The sequence below is a fragment of the Pseudomonas sp. PME37.24/025 genome (genome assembly GCF_055556615.1).
The window spans coordinates 443,082-464,010 of record NZ_JBVHNK010000001.1; the positions used below are offsets into that span (position 1 = coordinate 443,082).

The following is a 20,929-nucleotide window of genomic DNA, read 5'->3' on the forward strand; positions in this document are numbered from 1 at the left end:
CTCCCCTTATTGCAATGGAGGCAATAATTATGTCTGGTTCTAATCAGCAACCTGTCGGCTTGTTCCCGCTCTGCTACCGGATTGGTACTTCGGCACCGGGCGCACAAAGTCTGGCACTCAATCTTCTGGTTTTTACCCCTGAGCAAACGGTCAGCGGCACTGCCGCAATTACTCAGGCCACCAACCCGCCGCTGGATGTGCACTCCGATGTCTGGGGCGAATACACCTACCTGACGGTTATGAAACCCGGTGTCAGCAAGATCCTGATCACCGCCCAAGGCAATAACGGTGGCCCGGGCTCGAATTCCATCGTGAATTTCAAGTTGCATCTGGTGGTCGGTAGCGACTGGAAAGAAGGCGTCGCCAATTACGAGTACTTCAATGGTCAGCGGTGGGTCCAGGTCAATGCCCCCGCCCATCTTGTCGAGTCGGTACCCTCCAACGCTTATAAATCAGTGCCTTTGGAGCCCGGCCCGGTCATTCCAGCATATCCACCGATCATGCCGTTGTACGCCGCACCGATTCAAAGTGCCATTGCCAGCGGTGACCTGGCCCAGATGAAAAACCTGTCGCGCCTGGCCCAACAACAACTGGATCAGCAACCCCAACTGCAGAGTGCGCTTGAAACGGCCAAGGGCGAAATCAGCCGGCAGGAACGCCGCTGACCCCACGAAACATGCCGAATTGTCCTGAATACAAAATAAGGGAGTAGCACCATGTCAATCGGACTTTTTCATACCCGCCTGAATGTCAGTAATCATCTACTGGGCGCACCGGTTTTAACCCTGGATCTGCTGGTGGATACCGTAAACAAGAAAGTCAGCGGAATGGCCAGCATTTATCAAAGTACTTACCCTCCACTCAACTTCCGTGCCCGTGTATGGGGTAGCTACTCCGAGGCCAAACTGATCCCCGAGGCGGAAAACCATATCCTCCTCTCCCTGGATGGCAGCCCAAGCGGCCCTTACAGCCAGATCGCCCAGACCTTCGACCTACGGGGCATTTTAGGCGCCGATTGGGCCAGCGGTTTTGTCGATTACAAATACTTCGATCAGGACCACTGGACTACCGTAAGACACGCCGCCGTCAGCCAGGCCCCCGTTATTGTGCGCCCAGAGCATCCGCACCATGCGGTGCCGCTCTACGCCGTCGCGGTCCAGCAAGCGCAAACCAGCGGTGACCTGGCGCAACTGAAAGCCGTGGTCAGCCAGGGTGAACAGCAACTGGCCCACAGCGGTGCACTGCGTAATGCACTGGATCAGTTGAACGTTGAAATCGCCCGGCTGGAGGCTCGCTAACCCGCACCCGGCAATGCCAGTCAGGCAAGCACAATCCATGTGGGAGCGGGCTTGTGTGGCGAGGGGGCTTGCCCCCGTTCGACTGCGTAGCAGTCGTAAACCAGTCACCGCTTTCTAATTCAAGATCGCAGCGACTGATTTTAGGGGTGCTTCGCGCCCCAACGGGGGCAAGCCCCCTCGCCACACCGCTCCCACAGGGGTCGCGCCCAGAGCCTCGGCTCATTTCAATAACAAAGGTAAATCCGGTCGCGCCACTGCCCCAAGGACGGCGCGAACACTTCGATGGATTCGTGCCGCGCACGCGTTGTGCGCAAGGATTTTCCATGTCAGACAGTCGCCCTGCCCGCTACCTCAGTGAAACCGACCTCAAACGCTACGTGCCCGTGCATGTGGTCTGGGAAATCACCCTGGCCTGCGATCTCAAATGCCTGCATTGCGGCTCACGCGCCGGCCATCGACGACCCGACGAATTGAACACCCGGGAATGCCTGGACGTCATCGATTCCCTGGCGGCTCTTGGCACTCGCGAAATCACCCTGATTGGCGGTGAAGCCTATTTGCGCAAGGACTGGACGCAACTGATCAAGGCCATCCACGATCACGGCATGTACTGCGCCATACAAACCGGTGGACGCAACCTGACGCCCGCAAAAATGCAGGCAGCGGTGGATGCCGGGCTCAATGGCGTCGGTGTTTCACTGGATGGATTGGCCCCGCTGCATGACGCAGTGCGCAATGTTCCGGGCTCGTTCGATAAGGCGGTGGATACCCTGCGACGCGCCAAACAGTCCGGGCTTGCGGTAAGCGTCAACACGCAAATCGGCGCGGCCACGTTGCCCGATCTGCCCGAGTTGATGGATCTGATCATCGGCCTCGGCGCCACTCACTGGCAGATCCAGTTGACGGTCGCCATGGGCAATGCCGTCGATCACCCGGAGCTGTTATTGCAGCCTTATCAACTGCTGGAAGTGATGCCGTTGCTGGCGCGTCTGTATCGCGAAGGTGTCGATCGCGGCCTGCTGATGAACGTGGGCAACAACATTGGTTACTACGGTCCTTATGAACACATGTGGCGTGGTTTCGGCGACGAGCGCGTGCATTGGAGCGGCTGCGCCGCCGGCCAGACCGTGCTGGCGCTGGAGGCTGACGGCACCGTCAAGGGTTGCCCGTCATTGGCAACGGTGGGGTTTTCGGGCGGCAACGTACGCACTATGAGCCTGCACGATATCTGGCACTACAGCGAAGGCATGCACTTTGGCCGACTGCGCGGCGTCGAAGACCTGTGGGGTTACTGTCGAAGCTGTTACTACAACGATGTCTGCCGTGGCGGCTGCACCTGGACGTCGCACTCCCTGCTCGGCAAACCCGGCAACAACCCGTACTGCCATTACCGCGCGCTGGACCTGCAAAAACGCGGGCTGCGCGAGCGCATCGTCAAACTCGAAGACGCGGCAAAGACTTCCTTCGCCGTCGGACGTTTTGATCTGATCACCGAACGCATCGACACCGGCGAGAAGGTCAGCAGCGTCAGTGACAGCGGCCAGGTGATCAAACTGGCCTGGGCAAACCAGAGCCAGAAATCACCGGACGAAGGACGTATTCCACCGCAGCTGGCGCTGTGTCGCGGTTGCTTGCAGTACATCCATGCACACGAAGTGACCTGCCCTCACTGTGATGCCGATGTCGCCGCCGCTGAAGCCGTGCACCAGACAGACCGTGCGCGGCAACAAGCGATTATCAACACCCTGACCGGGCTGCTGGGGATGCCGCAAAATACCTTGATGTGACCTTCGTCACGCCCATAAAAAACGCCACTCGGGGAGTGGCGTTTTTTGTATTGGCGAATCGAAGACAGTGACCTTCGGTGCGTGCTGCGATCTTTTGGGGCCGTCAACGCTTAACTGACGGGCATTTGCCAAGGCGGCCCTTCTGCAAATCTGGCCTCCAACCATTCCTTGAATGCCATGAGCGTTGCCGGCGTAAAAGCGGCGGATGCTCGCACCAGATAGATCCCGCCCTGAGCATCCAGATCCCACTCCGGCAGAACGCGAACCATCTGGCCGTTGGCGATTTCCCGACTCATCAGCCACTCACCAGCGCCCAAAATACCGACGCCGGCCTTGGCCGCGGCGAGCAACGCTTCGCCGTCGTTCGAGGTCAAGGTTCCCCTGGTGATGACTCTTTCCTGCCGATCGCCCTTGGACAAGCGCCATTCAGGAAACGCCGCAAGTCCGGTAAAGCCCAGGCAGTTGTGCTCGGTCAGTTCTTTCGGACTGGCCGGTAAACCATGCTGTTCTATGTAGCTCGGTGAAGCGCAGAGAATGCGGCGATGATCGCTGAGCTTCTTCGCGACCAGGCGGTTGTCGTTCAATTCGCCAATACGAATCGCCGCATCGAATCCTTCACCAATGATGTCGACGACGCGGTCGCTGTAATCCACCTCGACGGAGACCAGTGGATGAGCTGCCAGAAATTCCGGCAACATCGAAGCCAGCCACAAGCGCCCCATCGCGGCGGGAAAAGCCAGGCGCAGGACGCCACGAACCTGCGCCGCGCCCAGTGACGCTTCCTGCTCGGCCTCGATGATCAACCCCGTGGCGGAGCGCAGGCGTTCGACGAGGCGGCTGCCGGCATCGGTCAACCGCACTTGTCGCGTCGTACGCTCCATCAGCCGCACGCCCAGGCGCTTTTCCATGGCCGCCAGGCGCTTTGAAATCACCGTCGGATGGCGTTGCAGCAACCGTCCGGCAGCCACGAACGAATGCGCCGAGGCGACCGCGAGAAGCGCTGCAATTTCATCGATGTGGCGGCTGTCCAGTGGGTTCACAAAACACTCTTTTTTCAGGTAACAGACGATCAGGGCTTGAGGACGATCGCTCCGCGAGATTGGCCACCTTCCAGATCGGCATGAGCCTTGGCCACATCGGCCAATGCATAGCGGCCCCAGATGCCGGGCTTGATTATGCCCGCCTCGACCGCGGCCAGTACATCCTCGGCCCGTTGCCGGTATTCGGCGATATCCGTGGTGTGCGCGGCGAGTGAAGGACGGGTCAGGAACAACGAGCCCTTGGCATTGAGCGTGCCCACTTCGACCGCTGTCGGCGCACCGGAGGATGCCCCGAAAGACACCATCAACCCACGCGGCCGCAAGCAGTCGAGCGACGCTTCGAACGACACCCGCCCGATGGGATCGTAGATCACATCGGCTTTCTTGCCGTCGGTGATCTTCGCCACATCCGCGGCCAGTGTCTGGGCATTGAACACCAGCACCGCATCGCAGCCCAGCGCCTTGGCTGTCTCGACACTCTCGGCCCGGGACACAATGCCGATGACAAAGGCTCCCAAGTGTTTGGCCCACGTCGCCATGATCTGCCCGAGGCCGCCCGCTACGCCATACAGCACCAGGGTGGTGCCGGGGCCGACCGGATAAGTCGTCTTCAACAGGTACTGCGCGGTAATGCCTTTGAACAACACCGCGGCGGCCTCTTCAGCCGTCAACGCGTCGGGAATCTGCACCAGCCGATCAGCCGGAAACAGCCGCGCACTGGCGTAAGCGCCGATAGGCCCTGTTGCGTAGGCCACCCGATCACCCACCTTGACGTTGCTCACTCCCGCGCCGATGGCGGCAACCCGACCCGCCCCTTCAAGGCCCAGACCCGACGGCAATGGCAGCGGTACGGCGCCCTTGCGCTGACTCACATCGAGGAAGTTGACGCCAATCGCTTCCTGTTCCAGCCAGACTTCACCCGGCCCCGGCTCACGCGCCGGCACTTGCTCGATGGTCATCACCTCAGGTGCGCCGGTGTGTGCGATACGAACGACAGAAACCATTGCCTGACTCCTTCACTTCAGCGCAGCCCATCTGCGCAATGTGCGGGAAGTATCGGCATTCGATTTCAGGTGAACAATACACCTTCACTGCAGTTCATTACTGCATGCAGTGCAGCAGTGTGAAACTCGCTGCGCCAGCGCGACAACAAGGGCCAGGACGATCAAGGCTACAGCGACGGCAAACGTTATCCGCATACCGTTGGCGATGGCGGCGGGAGATGCCGAGGTGATGTCTGCCGTCGCCGAGGCAAAGGCAAACACCGCGCCCATGACCGAGGCTCCGGTGATCAGGCCGAGATTGCGCGACAGGCTGAGCAGGCCGGCAATCACGCCGCGCTGGTCCGGGCGGATGTCGGTCATGATCGCGGTGTTATTGGCCGCTTGGAACAACGCGTAGCTGGCCGTGATCACCGCGATGGGCGCGAGGTAACCGAGGAGGCCGAAACCCGTCGGCATCATGGATAAAGCCCCTGTACCAAGCGCCATCGCGACGAGCCCGACGAAGGTCATGCGCCGAGTGCCAAAACGGTCCACCAGCCGACCGGCCGGCACACCGGTCAGTGCGGCCACCAATGGGCCGACCGACAAGGCAAGGCCAACAAACGCCGTGCCGAGGCCAAGCGCACCCGAAAGATAAAACGGCCCGACCACCAGCGTCGCCATCATCACCGTCGAAACGAGCGTGCTCATGGCCAGGCTTGCGCTCAATCCCGGCTCCCGGAACAGCGCCAATCTAATCAATGGCGAGGCAACCCTGGCCTCAACAAATATGAAAATCCCGGCGCCGACAACAGCCGTCAGCAGCAGCGCAATATTGAGCGGCCCCAAATCACCGTGCCCGATTGTCATGGCCAACGCATACGCCCCGAGCGTCAACGCCAGCAGCAACGTGCCTGCTTTGTCGAAACCCACCCGCTGCGCTTTCGACCGCTGAAGATCCGCCGGCAAATAGCGATACGCGAGCCAGATATTCAGAACACCCAGCGGCACGTTGAGCAGAAAAATCGCCTGCCAGCCAACGCCGGAAATCAACATCCCACCCAACGACGGTCCCAGCGTGGTGCCGATCGCCGACATCGTGCCGAGCAATCCCATGGCGCTGCCGGTCTGCGCTTTCGGCACTGTCTCACCGACAAACGCCATGGTCAGCGCCAGCATGATTGCCGCCCCGAGCCCCTGCACCGCCCGGGCGCCGACCAGCCACCAAAGCGACGGCGCGACACCGCACGCCAGCGATGACAGGGTAAAAATGCCGATGCCCGCCAGCAGCAAACGCCGACGGCCGACGAGGTCACCGAGTCGTCCGACGCTGACAATCAGCGTGGTGATCGCCAGCAGATACGCCAGAACAATCCATTGCACCTCCTGAAAGGAAGCCTCGAACGCTTGGGCCAACGTCGGCAAACCCGCGTTGGCGATACTGGTGTCGAGTGAGGGCATCAACATCGACAGCGAAAGGCTCGCGAGCGCCCAGCGAACCGAGCCTGATTGGGTGATGAGTTTCATGGTTTGGCCACATCTGAAAGGTAGATCAGCAGCGTATGCCCGCCCGTGATATGGCGGAAGGCGCACCACTTGCACTTGATAGTTGCGTTTGACGCCATGTCATCCCCACGCCGTGCTAACGTTGAAGCATGACGACTCCCGACCTGAATTTGCTGATTACCCTGGATGTGCTGCTCGCCGAAGGCAGCGTTGCACGCGCCGCCCAACGACTGCGCCTGAGCCCGTCGGCCATGAGCCGGGCGTTGGCGCGATTGCGTGAAACGACGGGCGACCCGCTGCTGGTCCGAGCCGGACGCGGGCTGGTGCCGACGCCCCGAGCACTCGAACTGCGCGAACAGGTCAGTCGATTGGTGCAAGACGCCGAAGCCGTTTTGCGCCCCGCCGAACAGCTCGACCTCAAGCAATTGGTGCGAACGTTCACGCTGCGCACCAGCGACGGTTTCGTCGAAAACTTCGGCCCGGCGCTGATTGCCCGCGTTGGTGATCAAGCACCCGGCGTGCGCCTGCACTTTGTGCAGAAGCTGAACAAGGATAGCGCCGCGCTTCGCGACGGTTCCGTCGACCTGGAAACCGGTGTGGTCGGCGGCACGACGAGCCCGGAAGTGCGCACCCGTGCGTTGTTCGAAGATCGTTTCATCGGCGTCGTGCGCACGGGGCATCCGCTGAGCCAGGGCGAGGTCACCGCTTCCCGTTATGCCACTGGCAAGCACATCCTGGTCTCACGTCGCGGGCTCGATAAAGGGCCTATGGATGAAGCCTTGAAAGGGCTGGGACTGGAGCGCGAGATCACCACCATTGTCGGCGGTTTCTCCGCCGCGCTGGCATTGGCTCGCGCCTGCGACCTGATCGCCACCGTGCCCGCCCGACACACCCGAAACCTGCTCGCCGGCCTGCACAGTTTTAACCTTCCGTTCGAGCTGCCGCCGATCACCATTTCGATGCTCTGGCACCCACGCATGGATGCCGACTCAGCACATCGATGGCTGCGTGAATGTGTTCGGGAGGTGTGCGCGCAGCCCTAGGGTTTCCAGGACGGTGGATCGCCAAGATCGCAGCCTGCGGCAGCGCCTACGCCGACCGGGTACCCCCGTTAAATCGACGTCGTACGCAAATCCGCAGGCTGCGATCTTTTGGCGGAGCCTGCGAACTGATGGGCATTACCCTCAAACCTTCCTCTTCTGAAGCCCCTTCAACCGCAAACTCGCACGTTGCGCCGCCGCCATTTTTTCCGGGCGCTTCATGCGTTTCCATTTTCTGATGTCGTCCTTGGTGCGGCCACAACTGACACACAGTTCACCATTCAGCTGGCAAATGGAAACACACGGATTTTCGATATCCTTGGCCACGTTTCAACCCCGTGTCGAGCGCTTGGGCGCCAGGCGTTGCTGCCAGTTGCCGGCATTGGCGCGCTGACATTGTTCTTCAGAATCAAACTGCACATGGGCTGCTACCGGGCTGACGTGAACGTCCGCCTCGCTTAACGCCACGGCCGTCAGTTCGACCATGCGCCCGCCCTGCCCGCTCGCCAGCGCCTGATCCTTGTTGGCCTGCGTATCGAAGACCCAGATCACCCGCAGGCTGGAAGGAAAGACCGCGTAATCGACTTCGTGGGTCAGCCAGCAGAACCCGACTATTCCCGCTTTGGCTGTTTCACACGCCTCGGTCAGGGTGGCGACCAGGCGGCGTTCGATGTGGGCCTGATCGCGTTTGTTTAGAGACATCGGGGAAGGGTCCTTGGGGTGGGCGTCGATGGAAAAGACTCATCATACGATACCGGGCTGATCCAAGAGCTGCTGTGCCTGTGCTGCAGTCATCGCGGGCAAGCCACGCTCCCACAGGTTTTGTGTTGAAACACGATCATGCAAACGACACAAAACCTGTGGGAGCGTGGCTTGCCCGCGATGAGGCCCGAACACATACTGCAAATCCCAGCCCTGGAAGCACCGATGATGAATATTGCGAGGGGCCAGATAAAGAAAATGCCTATCACCCCCCAATATTCCACCTATTAGCTGACTGCTTTATAGGCGTCTAACCTTATTGCAGCGTCGGCGTAAGCTGGCCGGTTGAGACTTGATAAAAGATACGAATGAGTCAGAAGCGTACTAGGCTTGCCGTGGGCCACCGTGCTGGCAACTCGATTGCTGCTCTCCAGACTTCCCGTGTGACCACGACGATCAATTGATCGAACTGCTGGCCCTGCAGCCTATGTCATTGATTTCGCTCGTCGCTATTGCGCGCCCACCCCGGGCCGGATAGCCGGATGAATACGACCAAAGGTAGCGCACACATGGCAAATGAATCGAAATGCCCGTTCAATCACGCCGCCGCGGGCGGTGGTACGACGAACCGCGATTGGTGGCCGAACCAACTGAACCTGAAGATCCTGCACCAGAATTCGCGGCTGTCCGACCCCACGGATGAGGGCTACAACTACGCCGAAGCGTTCAAAAACCTCGACTTTCAGGCGCTCAAGCAAGACCTGCGCGCGCTGATGACCGATTCGCAAGACTGGTGGCCGGCAGACTTCGGTCACTATGGGCCGCTGTTTATTCGCATGTCCTGGCACGCCGCCGGCACGTACCGCACCGGTGACGGTCGTGGCGGTGCCGGCTCCGGTCAGCAGCGCTTCGCACCGCTCAACAGTTGGCCGGACAACGTCAGCCTCGACAAGGCGCGCCGGCTGCTTTGGCCGATCAAGCAAAAGTATGGTCGCAACATCTCCTGGGCCGACCTGATCGTCCTCACTGGTAACGTCGCGCTGGAATCCATGGGCTTCAAGACCTTCGGCTTTTCCGGCGGTCGGCCAGACGTTTGGGAACCGGATGAGGCCGTCTACTGGGGCTCGGAAAACAAGTGGCTGGGCGGCGACACCCGATACGAAAAAGACAAAAAAGAACCCACTCAAGAACCCGGCGAAGGCCCACTCGTTGCTGAGCCGGGGGAAAATGAGGACAGCCGCACCGAAGGAGGACGCAACCTGGAGACCCCGCTCGCCGCGGTGCAAATGGGCCTGATTTACGTCAACCCGGAAGGCCCGGAAGGCAACCCGGACCCAGTCGCTGCGGCGGTGGACATCCGCGAGACCTTCGGGCGCATGGCAATGAATGACGAAGAAACCGTGGCGCTGATCGCCGGTGGCCACGCCTTCGGCAAGACCCACGGTGCCGGCCCTGCCGACAACGTCGGCGCCGAGCCCGAAGCCGCTGGCCTCGAAGCTCAGGGTCTGGGCTGGAAGAGCACCTTCGGCAGCGGCAAGGGCGGCGACACCATCACCAGCGGCCTGGAAGTGACCTGGACCACCACGCCCACCAAGTGGAGCAACAACTACCTGGAAAACCTGTTCGGTTTCGAGTGGGAACTGACCAAGAGCCCGGCGGGTGCCAACCAGTGGACGGCGAAAGGCGGCGCTGGCGCGGGCATTATTCCGGATGCTCACGACCCGTCGAAGCGGCGTAATCCGACCATGCTGACCACGGACCTGTCCCTGCGATTCGACCCGATCTATGAGCCGATTTCACGGCGCTTCCTGGCGAACCCGGACCAGTTGGCCGACGCATTCGCCCGCGCCTGGTTCAAGCTCCTCCACCGCGACATGGGCCCCCTCTCCCGCTACCTCGGCCCGGAAATGCCCAACGAAGAACTGCTGTGGCAAGACCCGATTCCGGAAGTCGACCATACCCTGGTCAACGACAGCGACGTCGCCGCACTCAAGAGCAAACTCCTCGCCTCGGGCCTGACTGTCTCGCAGCTTGTATCAACTGCGTGGGCGGCGGCCTCCACCTTCCGCGGCTCTGACAAACGCGGCGGTGCCAACGGCGGACGCCTGCGCCTGGCCCCGCAGAAATCCTGGCAGGCCAACCAACCTGAGAAACTGGCGAGCGTACTGGCGAAACTCGAGAGCATCCAGAACGAGTTCAACAGCGGCGGCAAAAAAATCTCGCTGGCAGACCTGATCGTGCTGGCCGGTTGCGCCGGTGTCGAACAAGCAGCGAAAAATGCCGGCCAGACCGTGACGGTGCCTTTCACACCGGGACGGATGGACGCCTCGCAAGAACAAACGGACGTCGAATCCTTCGGGTTCCTCGAACCCGCCGCCGATGGCTTCCGTAACTACCTCAAAACCCGCTACAGCGTACCGGCCGAGGCCTTACTGATCGACAAGGCACAACTGCTGACACTCACCGCGCCAGAAATGACCGCCCTCATTGGTGGGATGCGCGTGCTCAATACCAATGTCGGACAAACCCAGCATGGCGTCTTCACGAAACAGCCAGAAGCGTTGACCAACGACTTCTTCAAAAACCTGCTCGATATGAGCGTGGAATGGAAACCGGTGTCGGATGCCAATGAAGAGTTTGAAGGCCGCGATCGGAAAACCGGCAACCTTAAATGGACGGGTACGCGTGTTGATCTGGTGTTTGGCTCGAACGCGCAGTTGAGGGCGCTGGCTGAGGTTTATGCCTGCGACGATGCGAAGGAGAAGTTTGTGAAAGACTTCGTTGCGGCTTGGGTCAAGGTGATGAATCTGGATCGGTTTGATCTTAGATAACGCGAACGGTACTGCTGAAAACCCGCAACGCCTCCCTATGTGGAGGCGTTGTGCTTTTTGCTGATCTATCGGCCAGGATAGATACTCAATCGTGGACTTATTGCACCAGCTGCCGAATCCCCAGAGACAAAATCAAACCGCCGCACAGTCGATCGATAGCTTTTTTCCTCCTTCGATACGCTGAAGCGATCTCAGGTTGCGAAAGAGCGATTGCCACCACTCCATACCAAGTCATCGAAACCACCACTACGACCGCCAGCATCGACAAAAACGTGCCTGGTGAAACATGGGTGGGGGCTGCTGCTGAGAAAATAGCGGCATAGAAGGCCATGGATTTAGGGTTGCCAATGTTCGTGACGACCCCCTGAATGAATGACTGCCGGAAGTTTCCGACGACAGCATTGTTACAGGGAGCAAGCGCGCTCTTCCCGGCCTTGAGCAGCAGTTGGAATCCAAACCATATCAGATAGGCTGCCCCCAGAACTTTTACGATCAGCGCCGCCCAAGGGAACGCAGCAAACACAACGCCGATACCTGCGATTGCACAGGTGGCCCAGAATAAATTGACCAATACGATGCCTGCTACCAAGGCCAAAGCTTCTGACCGCGTAGCCGCCACCGCTTTGTGGACTACTGCAACGAAATTTGGCCCTGGAATAACGACACCGGCCAGGTAAACCAGAAAGACTGTCAAAACGGCGGGACCATCGATCATCTGCATTCCTTGCGAGTGTTGTAGCTAAGGACGGTCTTTCAGATCAAGGCCGCCCGCGGACTCAACGTACAACGAAATAATAATTCGATACAGGGCTTTTCGGCGTAGTTGTGTTTTTACGCCAGGAGCAGTCATTTCACGCTCGGACCGCGCTTGATCTTCAAAAAGAAAAAGCCCCACCTCACCTAAAAATGAGACGGGGCTTTTCGCTGCGCAACTCGCTGGAATACGAGCAACTCACCTCTCCTTACACCGGAGAAATCGTGGCAAGCGCGCCAATCAAAATGGTCAACACCAGAAATCCACCCAGGAAAATTGCCATCTTGCCCATGGGGCCTCCTACGTAATGAGTTTGCGGTGCAGTGGCTACCGCAACTGCCGACCGTGCTGTCATTGTGAGCCGCAGGCTGATGCCATTACAGATGCAGATAACAATGTAAAAACCGTATCAGCACGACGCCGCCTCCCCGACCACATAGGTGCTGCCGCATAACTGCCAACCGCCTAGACTGGGTTAACTCACTAACCGAAGGAAATAGAATGCTCATTGTCTTCAGCGGCCTTCCGGGTACCGGAAAAACGACTATCGCAAGTGATCTTGCCACCAGAACAAGTGCCGTGTATCTGCGGATCGATACGATTGAGCAAGCTATCCGAAATTCCGGTGCTCTTGCACAAGATGTGGGACGGAGCGGTTACATGGTCGCTAATGAGCTTGCTCTGAGCAATCTTCGTTTTGGCAGCACGGTCATAGTTGACTGTGTTAACCCAGTAATCGAAAGCCGAAGGGCGTGGGGCGAAATCGCCACACGCGCGGGTGCTCCATTAGTGAATATCCAGGTGATTTGCTCTGATAAACATGAACACCAGCGACGGGTAGAAACCAGGAAGATTGATATTCCCGGGTTGACTCCACCCACCTGGCAGTCTGTATTGGATCATGAGTATGAGGCATGGGATAACGCTCCGTTTAATATAGACACAGCCCTGACGTCTCCGACGGAGGCAGTGGCAATGATCACTAGACGATTTTTATCCGGGGAGTAGCGCCAGCTAAAAGCCCGACGTAGCAAGGTGTGATCAGCAGACGCTTACGATTGGCGTACTTCGTGGGGGTAGGAACCTTCCGATTTCCCCATGGACCTCTGAGAGGTCTCTATCAGCCAATATGGCCCCTCTGCTAGGCTAGCCGTCAGGGTTAAAGGGCCACAGGGAGAAGGCAGGATGCTCACATTCGACAAGTTATGGAAAAGCCACCCAGAAATATTTGGAGACGCCGCTCCGTGCAGAACCAACGGCGCCAAAAATTTCAGCGATCAGTGTGCTATCAACCTTGGCGTGGCACTACGCCGGGCTGGTGCCGATCTCGACAAACTCAAGGGTGTCCGCCACTGTTGGCAGCACCCCAAGAGCGAAGGGCATGTATTGGCAGCAGAAGAAATAGCGCAGGCGTTAAGCCAAGCCAAAATTCTCGGCCTGCACGCCGTCAAAAAGATAAATCCGAAGGACTTCGATGATGAACTTGAAGGGCAGCAAGGCATCATTTTCTTCAAGGACTTCTGGCGCCGAGGAAACGAGACCATCGGCAATCGCAGCGGCGATCATATCGACCTATGGAACGGGCGTAGACTAACGGACTGGCTGAGCTACCCTCGTATTCAGTTGGGGTTTTCCATTGAGGGCAGTTTCTCCGACTACCACGAGTCGAAGGAAATATGGTTTTGGAAGGTCGTATGAAAATTGTTAAAGGGATATTGTTCGTCATCCTTATCGTTGCCTTGGCCGTCGGGACGTTTAATTTGATATTCGTGGCAGTGTCTGATTACTTTGGGCCGTTCTACGAAGGTGATGCGGATCAAAGTCGGAACTTTTCAATTTGGCTTTTGGGTAATGCGGGGGTTGGGTTGTTTTCTGTTGTTATGGGTGTTGTTTTGTATCGGCGATATCTGCGCAGGGCACGTGTTTGAATGAACAACTTCGCCGGTGGTGGTAGACGTCCGCCCTCCTCGGAGTCGTTGCCCACCTGATAGAAAACTAGTTGCCCCGTCCGCCCCCAAACGACCATTCATCTGCCGCGGTAGTGGTAATCACCACCATGACGTCCTCAGAGTCGATGCCTGGCGCTCGACTCAGTCTCTCGACCAGGTTGCGATAGAAACGCTGTTTCGTCTCGATGTCTCGAGGGCGACCGGCAGTAATCGCGATCAGCACAAAGTCATGGCTGCGCGGACCGCCCAGGTAGCCGGGATCAAATATCAGTTCGCCCACTTCATGTTGGTGAATGACCTGGAACCGGTCGGCCATCGGCACTTCGAAGCTTTCTACCAACGCGTCGTGCAGCCCCTGTGAGAGGGCCTGTAAATACTCGGCCGACTTTCCCCGGTGCAATGAAATACGTGCAAATGGCATAACGGTCTACTCCTGAAAAACCCACTGACAGGCGAAAACTATCAAGTCGCGATAATTCCGAATATCCGATTTAATGGCGGCCATAGTCCTGAATTAGTGGATGACTCGATGCGCCGTCCGACCTTCGATCTTGATGTGCTGCGTACTTTTGTGACCGGTGTGGAGTTCAACAGCTTTGCCAAAGCGGCGGATCGGCTCAACCGCTCGACGTCTGCCGTGAGCGCACAACTCAAGAAGCTTGAGGAACAGATAGGCGCGCCAGTGCTGTCCAAATCCGGTCGAGGGCTGGTGTTGACGCCGGTGGGTGAGTCCCTGCTCAGCCATGCCCGCCAACTACTTGAAATGAACGACAGCATTTTCCAGACCCTGCACGAAAGCCAGACCGCCGCAACGGTACGCCTCGGGCTGCAGGAAGACTTTGGCGAACACTTTCTCAGCGACATTCTGCGACGCTACGTCAAGATGTACCCGAGGGTGAGCCTCGAAGTCAGGATTGCACGTAATACCGAATTGCTTGCGTTGATCGACAACGGTGGCCTGGACCTGGCCCTGACTTGGGACACAGGGCATAAGTCCCCTTATGCCACACGCCTGGGTGAAACACAGATGCACTGGATTGGGTCTCGTGACATGCCATCGCTCAACTGCGATGTAGATTCTCCCCTGCCATTGATCATGTTCGACGCCCCTTGCGTGTTGCGCAGCGCGGCAACCCAGGCACTGGATGAGGCGCGGATTCCCTGGCGAATCGCGCTGACCAGCCCCAGTGTTGGTGGAATCTGGGCGGCCGTTGCCGCCGGTTTGGGCCTCACGTTGCGAACCCGCATTGGGCTGCCAGGACATCTCGCCGTCATTGCCGGCTTACCCACGCTGCCTACTCTCGGCTATGTGCTTTACCGTGGAGCAGAACACCTGACGCCTGCCACCCGACAATTGGCTGCGTTGATACAGACCAGTCTGGAAGAGCAGGCGTTCAGTATCACTGGCGGCGCCCCCATTTGACGCGGCCTAAAGCAAATCACCCAAGGTGTCGTACTTGTAATACTGGGTGTAATTCAGGACATCTCGAGGTGTCACCTTTTCCGGGAAAGGGCTGTACATCGGGTCATCAATCCGATGGAACTTGAGCGTATCCGGGGCATTTCCCGCAGGTACGTATGCTGCGTCGGGATGCTTCGCTTGCCATGCAGCCCAGAGCCGATCGACATTGCAATGATGTAGAAAGAACACTGGGTCGTTCGTTTACCCCATCCAGTTCCATGGTGCGGCCATTACCCGTCAATCGCACCCGCCACGTCCCATTCACGAACGGTCCAAGGTACTCATCCGACCAGATGACTGAATTTCTCGGGTCCAGATTTTCTGATCGCCTGTTTTTTGGGTCGATTGCTACCCGTCACCAATGGTTGCAATCGGCTGTCGACATTCAGAAACTCAACCGCGCACCAGGTAGGCTCCTGAGGGAACCCGATATCGCAGCTTCTTGCATTTGCCGGGTGCAGGCTGATGCCCCGGCGGACGATCAGGAAACCAAATTCGGCATTTGCCCGGAGGCGGCATAAGGCCGCGGGGAATCTCAACCTCAGCGTACGCCCGCTCTGGCTCGACATTAGTCATTTGCAATTTTCCTTCGAGCCCGGCTCTGCCAGCCGTCGGTGCATCCGAAACCCGATCTGTCTCTGCGCTAGCGAAGTTGCCAGCGTCGCGCCCAGTGTCTGGAGTGGATTGCTCAACAACCGCCATTTCCGCTTCGCGGCGCCTTTGGGTCTCCTCTTCCAGCCCCTTCTGTACTGCGACCAGATCCTCTTTGGCATTGGGTGGGGCCCCCGAAGACTGGCCCTGCTGCGCCGCCTGGATCAATTGGAAGTTGCGGTTGCGCAACTCGACGTTGCGACCAACCCGCATGTTCGAGCGCACCGCCAAGGTTTCAGCCTGCTGGTACTGCCCCTGCTGAAGACGCAACACACCTAGGTAATGCAGAGTCGCAGGATTGTTCGGCTGGATATGCAGGGCACGCTCCAGCGTGGCAGCGGCCTGGTCCAGTTGGCCATTTTCATACTGCCGCGAGGCTGTTTCGATCAGGGTGGTTGATGCGCTGTTGCTTTGCGCGGGCGCTCTTCGCTCCGCAGCGACAGAACAAAACGACGCGACGGCGCAGAACACCAGGATGAGGCCCGGCAGAAAACTCTTGGTTGGCATCAGGGGGGACTCGACTGAACTCGGACGGCACTGCCGTAAAACAGACCACAACGCTGCTCGGCACTTGCGATACAGGGCCGCTATTGACCTGGCCTATACCCTGAAGTTCCTGCTGCAGCGGCCGTCGCAACCAGTATCATTTTTTACCACCCCAACATCTAAGCATGATCTGTTGCTGCACTTCACGCAGGGCAGAAAGCGGCCAATAGCAGCCAGTCGCTTTTTCAGATCACCAACCTGTCTTACTATTGACCGCCGGGGATGTCTCACGCTACTGCTCGCGAAGCACGCACTTTCTCGTATCGCGAGAAGCCGATTTTGATGCCGACCAGAATGGGGGCAGCGATTACAAAAAGCAGGGCCACGGCGATGAATGCTGTGTCGAAGGCAATCACCGTGGACTGACCTGTCACTGACCGGCCCAGAAGGCTCATCGCTGCCCGGCCAGCGGCCGCTGTATCCATTCCTTTCGCGCTCAGCATGGCTGTCGTGGTCATCATCCGCTCGATGACCGCAGCCCCGCCTGGGGTGACGTTGGCGCCGAGGACCACGGCATTGGTGACGACGTTATGGTCTATCAGTGTCTGGAGCCCTGCGACGCCAATAAGGCCACCTAGCTGGCGACCCGTATTGAAAAGGCCTATTCCGCTAGCGAGGTTTCGGCTGTTGAGGTGGCTGAAAGCAATCAGCGTGATCGATAGAAACAGGAAGCCAAGCCCCAACCCGCGCAACAGGATAGCCGCCATCATGTCGTCTGCGCCGCTTTCGCTGGTCGAGCCGGACAGCATCCACATCGCAACCATGATCATCAGGATTCCAAAGGGTACGGTGGCGAACGGCGCAACGCCGCGGGCCTGCATGAGCCAAGCCGATATGAGCAGCGCGCCGACAAAAAACGCGCCACTGGGCAACAGTAGCTGACCGGCATCGGTAGGCGTGAACCCGAGGACCGACAGGGCGAACGCCGGAATCAGGAACGCGCTGCCGAACAAGGCGGCGCCGGCGACAAAACTGACGATAAAGGCGAAGGAAAAATCGCTCGATTTGAACAGGCTGAAGTCGAGCATCCCCTGCCCTTTGGCCAACACTTGTTGGCCGAGAAATGCCAGCAAAGCAGCGGCGCCGATCACGCTTAGCCACAGGATGCGAGGCTCCTCGAACCAGTCCCATCGGCTGCCCTGGCTGAGAACGTAGGTGAAACAGAACAAGGTGGTAGAGATCAGCGAGAAGCCGATCCAGTCAAACGGACGGCGCCGGACTTTGGCGGGTATTGGGCCGTCTGCGATCAGCACAAGTCCGGCAGCCGCCAAGGCAATCGGCACAACGCTGAAGAAGATCCATGTCCAGGATTGGCTGTCGATCAACCACCCTTGAAGCGCCGGGGCGAGCGTTGCGGGCGCGACAACGGAGCCCATGGCAAACAGGGCCTGGAGGATTGGCTGACGGGACTGCGGATAAGCGCGAAATATGAGCGCCTGGCCCCCGACCAGCAGAGTGCCACCGGCGAAGCCCTGAATCATCCGAAGTGCAACCAGCAGATCCAGCCGAGCGGTGATGGCGGCAATGCCGCACGCCAGGCCCATGACCAGGGTCGAGCTGATGATCACATGACGCGCAGCGAAACGGTTTATCAGCCAAGGGGCGGTCATGAACCCGATCAGCTTGAGCGCAATGTAGCCGATATCCAGCCAGGCAAACTCATCAGGCGTTGCATAGGTATCGCCGATGATGTCGCTGCGTCCGAGCGACAGAACGGTGCTGGCGATCGCTTCCGTCAGCGTGGCAAGCACGACGCCGGCAATGAGCAGGACACCGGTCGTAGTGCTGGCATTGCTCCGCGTGGCGCTGGCGACCGTGTTCATGAGCCGCCTCCTTGCACAACCTCGACACGCGCAGACAGGCCAGGGACGATGCGGCCCGGCAACGGGTTGTGGGCAAGCCGGATCTTTACCGGAACCCGCTGCACGACACGCACAAAGTTTCCTGTTGCGTTGTCTGTGGGCAGCAAGCTGAACGCCGACCCACTCCCCGGTGCAAAACTGTCGACCACGCCTTCAAGTGTACTGTCTGGATAACCGTCGACTGTGATGCGCACGCGCTGACCGGGGCGGATATTCTCGAGCTGGGTTTCCTTGAAGTTCGCCACGACCCACACATCATTGACTGGCACGATATCGAGTAACGAAACACCCGGCGTAACGAACCGGCCGACGCGGACCTGACGGTTACCGATAACACCATCAACAGGCGCGTGTACCACGGTGCTGTCGAGATCGATCTGGGCCAGATCGCGCGCGGCCTGTGCCTGCGCCACAGCAGCAACGGCAGCTTCTCGCTGGGCCACAAGGACGGCGATGCGTTGCTGTTGAGCCTCGACCGTTGCCGAAGCGGCCGAGACCGTCGCCTCGGCTCTGGATCGTGCGGTGCCGGTTTCGTCGACGAGGGCCTGGCTGACCGCGTTGCTGACGATAAGTTTGCGACTGCGCTCATCAGTCTTGGTCGCCAGATTCATCTGCGCGGAGGCCGAGCGTCGCTGGGCTTCGGCCTGTCGAATCAGGGCACGCTGAAGCTGGGTTTCGGCATCGACATGGGTCAGGCGAGCCTCGGCAGCGCTGACATTGGCCGCTGCCTGCGCAAGCCGTGCGCGATAGTCCCGATCGTCAATCCGGAACAGGACGTCACCCGCCCGGACGGTCTGGTTGTCCTCCACTTCTACCGCCGTGACATAGCCGGCAACCTTGGCGGCGAGCGAGGTGAGGTCGCCGCGCACATAAGCGTTATCGGTGGAGGTCGCACCGCTCGAAAGCGCCAGGGCCCATCCGCCAGCCAAGACCACCACGGCGCCGATGCACAGCAGGATGCCGATCATCTTTCTCTTGCTTTGCCGCACCACCATGACAGGGATCTCGGCGCTTGCGCCGGTGGCAATGGCGGCCTTGTCCTGAAGCGCGTTCATGTTCTTGTTTCCTGTTCAAAGCCTGGGACTACAGCAGCCACGGGCGGTAGTGGCCTGCCGCCGGGCTGTCGAGCATTCACGAGCGCGTGATCGGCTCACTTTTTGATAGGGGTAACGAGCGTCTTTTCATCGGTGTCGAGGACGAACACGGCCAACAGGCGTGCGGGTTGTGTGTCGCTGGCGTTGGCGCTGACTTCGTGCACGGAGCCCGGCTCCTCTACGAAGTTTTCGCCGACGTTGTAGATTTTTTCCGGCTCGCCTTTGACTTTGATGCGAAACGAGCCCTCAAGCACCGTTGCATAGATGAAGGCGGTTTTCGGATGGGTGTGGGACGGCGACGCGGCGCCCGGCCCGTACTCGACCACCACGCCCTTCATGCTCTTGCCAGGGATGTTGGGAATTGGGCGGTCGAACACGACCGTCACCTTGCCTGCGGGCGGCTCGGCGGCCGACGCTGCGCTGATCGACAGCACTGCAAAGGCAGCGGCCAAGAGATATCGGGTAAACATGGCAATGCTCCTTGGTGCGTAGATTTTGTGAACGCGCGGCCCGTTACCAGGCCGACGCTTTCCTGATGTGTCTTGGGTAACCTCAGCGTGCCGCTTGGGCCGTCGACTGACCGAGCCAGTCCCCGAAGCGGATTGCGCCCAGGCGCGGGTTCTTGCCGGGCGTCAGCGATTGATCGTCGAGCACCGAACCGAAGTAGCGCGCGTGTACGTCCGGCACAACCTTGCGCGTGTCCTGGGTGGCCCGCAGGAAGCGCCTGACCAGTTCGTCGAGCGGCATGGCCTCGGGACCGGCGACTTCGACCGTGCCATTGACCGGTGCTGCCAGCGTGACCTCGGCGAGCGCCGCCACCACGTCATCGGACGCCATCGGCTGGATCAGTGCCGGCGACAGGCAAATCTCCTCGCCGACGGTGGCCGCCTGCGCAATGCCGCCGACAAACTCGAAGAACTGCGTGGCACGCAGAATGGTGTAAGGAATGCCGGACGCCTTGATGAGGTTTTCCTGCGCGACCTTGGCCCGGAAATAGCCATTCTCGGGGAGCCGTTCACTGCCGACGATCGACAGGGCAACGTGATGACGAACCCCAGCAGCCGCCTCGGCAGCCAGCAGGTTACGGCTCGACGTTTCGAAGAAATCGAGAACGGCCTGGTCTTCCCACGAAGGCGCGTTCGCCACGTCGACGACGATATCGGCGCCATCCATCGCCTGGGCCAGGCCCTCGCGGGTGATGCTATTCACGCCCGTGCTGGGGGCGGCTGCGAGCGCTTCATGGCCGCGCTCGCGGAGGATATTCACAAGTTTCGATCCGATGAGGCCGGTGCCTCCAATGACGACGATCTTCATGGTTTCTCTCCGCTTCTCGACGGCAACCATTGCCGTCGATGTAGATCGAGAGTGCCAGCGCGTGTCAGGCAAGTCCTTGTGCCGGCCTTGGGTTTGCCTTCAAGGAAGCT

The 20,929-nt window shown here is 59.3% G+C and carries 22 protein-coding genes; 9 read left to right on the top strand and 13 right to left on the bottom strand.

Annotated features, from left to right (window positions below):
• Positions 1–29: 29 nt before the first annotated feature.
• The 3 genes from ACZ3HH_RS01885 to ACZ3HH_RS01895 all read left to right on the top strand — a co-directional run bounded on the left by ACZ3HH_RS01885 (position 30) and on the right by ACZ3HH_RS01895 (position 3,085).
• On the top strand, positions 30–665 hold the full coding sequence (locus ACZ3HH_RS01885; protein WP_465802455.1) for a DUF1842 domain-containing protein: 636 nt from the start codon (positions 30–32) through the stop codon (positions 663–665).
• 51 nt (positions 666–716) lie between these two features.
• On the top strand, positions 717–1,298 hold the full coding sequence (locus tag ACZ3HH_RS01890; protein ID WP_465802456.1) for a DUF1842 domain-containing protein: 582 nt from the start codon (positions 717–719) through the stop codon (positions 1,296–1,298).
• A 323-nt stretch (positions 1,299–1,621) separates the two neighbouring features.
• Positions 1,622–3,085 (top strand): GDL motif peptide-associated radical SAM/SPASM maturase, encoded by a 1,464-nt coding sequence (locus ACZ3HH_RS01895; protein WP_465802458.1) that lies wholly within the window; start codon positions 1,622–1,624, stop codon positions 3,083–3,085.
• Between the two features lie 110 nt (positions 3,086–3,195).
• Here the strand turns inward: ACZ3HH_RS01895 and ACZ3HH_RS01900 are convergent, their stop codons facing one another.
• The 3 genes from ACZ3HH_RS01900 to ACZ3HH_RS01910 all read right to left on the bottom strand — a co-directional run bounded on the left by ACZ3HH_RS01900 (position 3,196) and on the right by ACZ3HH_RS01910 (position 6,635).
• Entirely contained in the window at positions 3,196–4,125 is a 930-nt protein-coding gene (locus ACZ3HH_RS01900) for a LysR family transcriptional regulator (protein WP_465802459.1), read from the bottom strand.
• Positions 4,126–4,154: 29 nt separating this feature from the next.
• On the bottom strand, positions 4,155–5,129 hold the full coding sequence (locus ACZ3HH_RS01905) for a quinone oxidoreductase family protein (protein WP_465802461.1): 975 nt from the start codon (positions 5,127–5,129) through the stop codon (positions 4,155–4,157).
• Positions 5,130–5,213: 84 nt separating this feature from the next.
• Positions 5,214–6,635 (bottom strand): MFS transporter, encoded by a 1,422-nt coding sequence (locus ACZ3HH_RS01910; RefSeq protein ID WP_465802726.1) that lies wholly within the window; start codon positions 6,633–6,635, stop codon positions 5,214–5,216.
• A gap of 128 nt (positions 6,636–6,763) precedes the next feature.
• Between ACZ3HH_RS01910 and ACZ3HH_RS01915 the strand changes: the two genes are divergently transcribed.
• Entirely contained in the window at positions 6,764–7,657 is an 894-nt protein-coding gene (locus ACZ3HH_RS01915) for a LysR family transcriptional regulator (protein WP_465802462.1), read from the top strand.
• Positions 7,658–7,798: 141 nt separating this feature from the next.
• On the opposite strand, the gene ACZ3HH_RS01920 is transcribed toward ACZ3HH_RS01915, so the two are convergent.
• Complete coding sequence (locus tag ACZ3HH_RS01920) at positions 7,799–7,981, bottom strand: DUF1289 domain-containing protein (protein WP_465802464.1); 183 nt, start codon at positions 7,979–7,981, stop codon at positions 7,799–7,801.
• A gap of 3 nt (positions 7,982–7,984) precedes the next feature.
• Complete coding sequence (locus ACZ3HH_RS01925) at positions 7,985–8,356, bottom strand: hypothetical protein (RefSeq protein ID WP_465802465.1); 372 nt, start codon at positions 8,354–8,356, stop codon at positions 7,985–7,987.
• A 542-nt stretch (positions 8,357–8,898) separates the two neighbouring features.
• On the opposite strand from ACZ3HH_RS01925, the gene katG reads away from it, so the two are divergent.
• Positions 8,899–11,187, top strand: a complete 2,289-nt coding sequence (gene katG / locus ACZ3HH_RS01930; RefSeq protein ID WP_465802466.1) for a catalase/peroxidase HPI — start codon at positions 8,899–8,901, stop codon at positions 11,185–11,187.
• A gap of 97 nt (positions 11,188–11,284) precedes the next feature.
• Here the strand turns inward: katG and ACZ3HH_RS01935 are convergent, their stop codons facing one another.
• Entirely contained in the window at positions 11,285–11,902 is a 618-nt protein-coding gene (locus ACZ3HH_RS01935) for a LysE family translocator (RefSeq protein ID WP_465802467.1), read from the bottom strand.
• A gap of 540 nt (positions 11,903–12,442) precedes the next feature.
• Between ACZ3HH_RS01935 and ACZ3HH_RS01940 the strand changes: the two genes are divergently transcribed.
• From ACZ3HH_RS01940 to ACZ3HH_RS01950, 3 genes are all read left to right on the top strand, one after another.
• Positions 12,443–12,949, top strand: coding sequence for a P-loop nucleotide/nucleoside kinase family protein (locus ACZ3HH_RS01940; protein WP_465802468.1), 507 nt, complete (start codon positions 12,443–12,445; stop codon positions 12,947–12,949).
• A 177-nt stretch (positions 12,950–13,126) separates the two neighbouring features.
• A complete protein-coding gene (locus ACZ3HH_RS01945; protein ID WP_465802470.1) occupies positions 13,127–13,639 on the top strand; it encodes a type VI secretion system amidase effector protein Tae4 in 513 nt (170 codons plus the stop codon).
• Positions 13,636–13,869: a hypothetical protein gene (locus tag ACZ3HH_RS01950; protein WP_465802471.1), complete on the top strand. Its 234-nt coding sequence runs from the start codon at positions 13,636–13,638 to the stop codon at positions 13,867–13,869. Before ACZ3HH_RS01945 ends, ACZ3HH_RS01950 begins: the two co-directional genes overlap by 4 nt.
• A 67-nt stretch (positions 13,870–13,936) precedes the next feature.
• On the opposite strand, the gene ACZ3HH_RS01955 is transcribed toward ACZ3HH_RS01950, so the two are convergent.
• On the bottom strand, positions 13,937–14,311 hold the full coding sequence (locus ACZ3HH_RS01955; RefSeq protein WP_465802472.1) for a tautomerase family protein: 375 nt from the start codon (positions 14,309–14,311) through the stop codon (positions 13,937–13,939).
• Positions 14,312–14,419: 108 nt separating this feature from the next.
• Between ACZ3HH_RS01955 and ACZ3HH_RS01960 the strand changes: the two genes are divergently transcribed.
• Positions 14,420–15,313, top strand: a complete 894-nt coding sequence (locus tag ACZ3HH_RS01960; protein WP_465802473.1) for a LysR substrate-binding domain-containing protein — start codon at positions 14,420–14,422, stop codon at positions 15,311–15,313.
• Between the two features lie 6 nt (positions 15,314–15,319).
• Here ACZ3HH_RS01960 and ACZ3HH_RS01965 read toward each other — a convergent pair whose 3' ends face one another.
• From ACZ3HH_RS01965 to ACZ3HH_RS01990, 6 genes are all read right to left on the bottom strand, one after another.
• Positions 15,320–15,541: a tyrosinase family protein gene (locus ACZ3HH_RS01965; RefSeq protein WP_465802474.1), complete on the bottom strand. Its 222-nt coding sequence runs from the start codon at positions 15,539–15,541 to the stop codon at positions 15,320–15,322.
• 204 nt (positions 15,542–15,745) lie between these two features.
• Positions 15,746–16,510, bottom strand: a complete 765-nt coding sequence (locus ACZ3HH_RS01970; protein WP_465802476.1) for a tetratricopeptide repeat protein — start codon at positions 16,508–16,510, stop codon at positions 15,746–15,748.
• Between the two features lie 266 nt (positions 16,511–16,776).
• Positions 16,777–18,372: a DHA2 family efflux MFS transporter permease subunit gene (locus tag ACZ3HH_RS01975; RefSeq protein WP_465802478.1), complete on the bottom strand. Its 1,596-nt coding sequence runs from the start codon at positions 18,370–18,372 to the stop codon at positions 16,777–16,779.
• Positions 18,369–19,466: an HlyD family secretion protein gene (locus tag ACZ3HH_RS01980; RefSeq protein WP_465802480.1), complete on the bottom strand. Its 1,098-nt coding sequence runs from the start codon at positions 19,464–19,466 to the stop codon at positions 18,369–18,371. The genes ACZ3HH_RS01975 and ACZ3HH_RS01980 overlap by 4 nt, the downstream gene beginning before the upstream one ends.
• Positions 19,467–19,561: 95 nt before the next feature.
• Positions 19,562–19,975, bottom strand: a complete 414-nt coding sequence (locus ACZ3HH_RS01985) for a cupin domain-containing protein (RefSeq protein WP_367375070.1) — start codon at positions 19,973–19,975, stop codon at positions 19,562–19,564.
• 82 nt (positions 19,976–20,057) lie between these two features.
• The gene (locus ACZ3HH_RS01990; RefSeq protein WP_465802482.1) at positions 20,058–20,819 is read right to left on the bottom strand and encodes an SDR family oxidoreductase; all 762 of its coding nucleotides are present in this window, start codon (positions 20,817–20,819) and stop codon (positions 20,058–20,060) included.
• Positions 20,820–20,929: the final 110 nt, after the last annotated feature.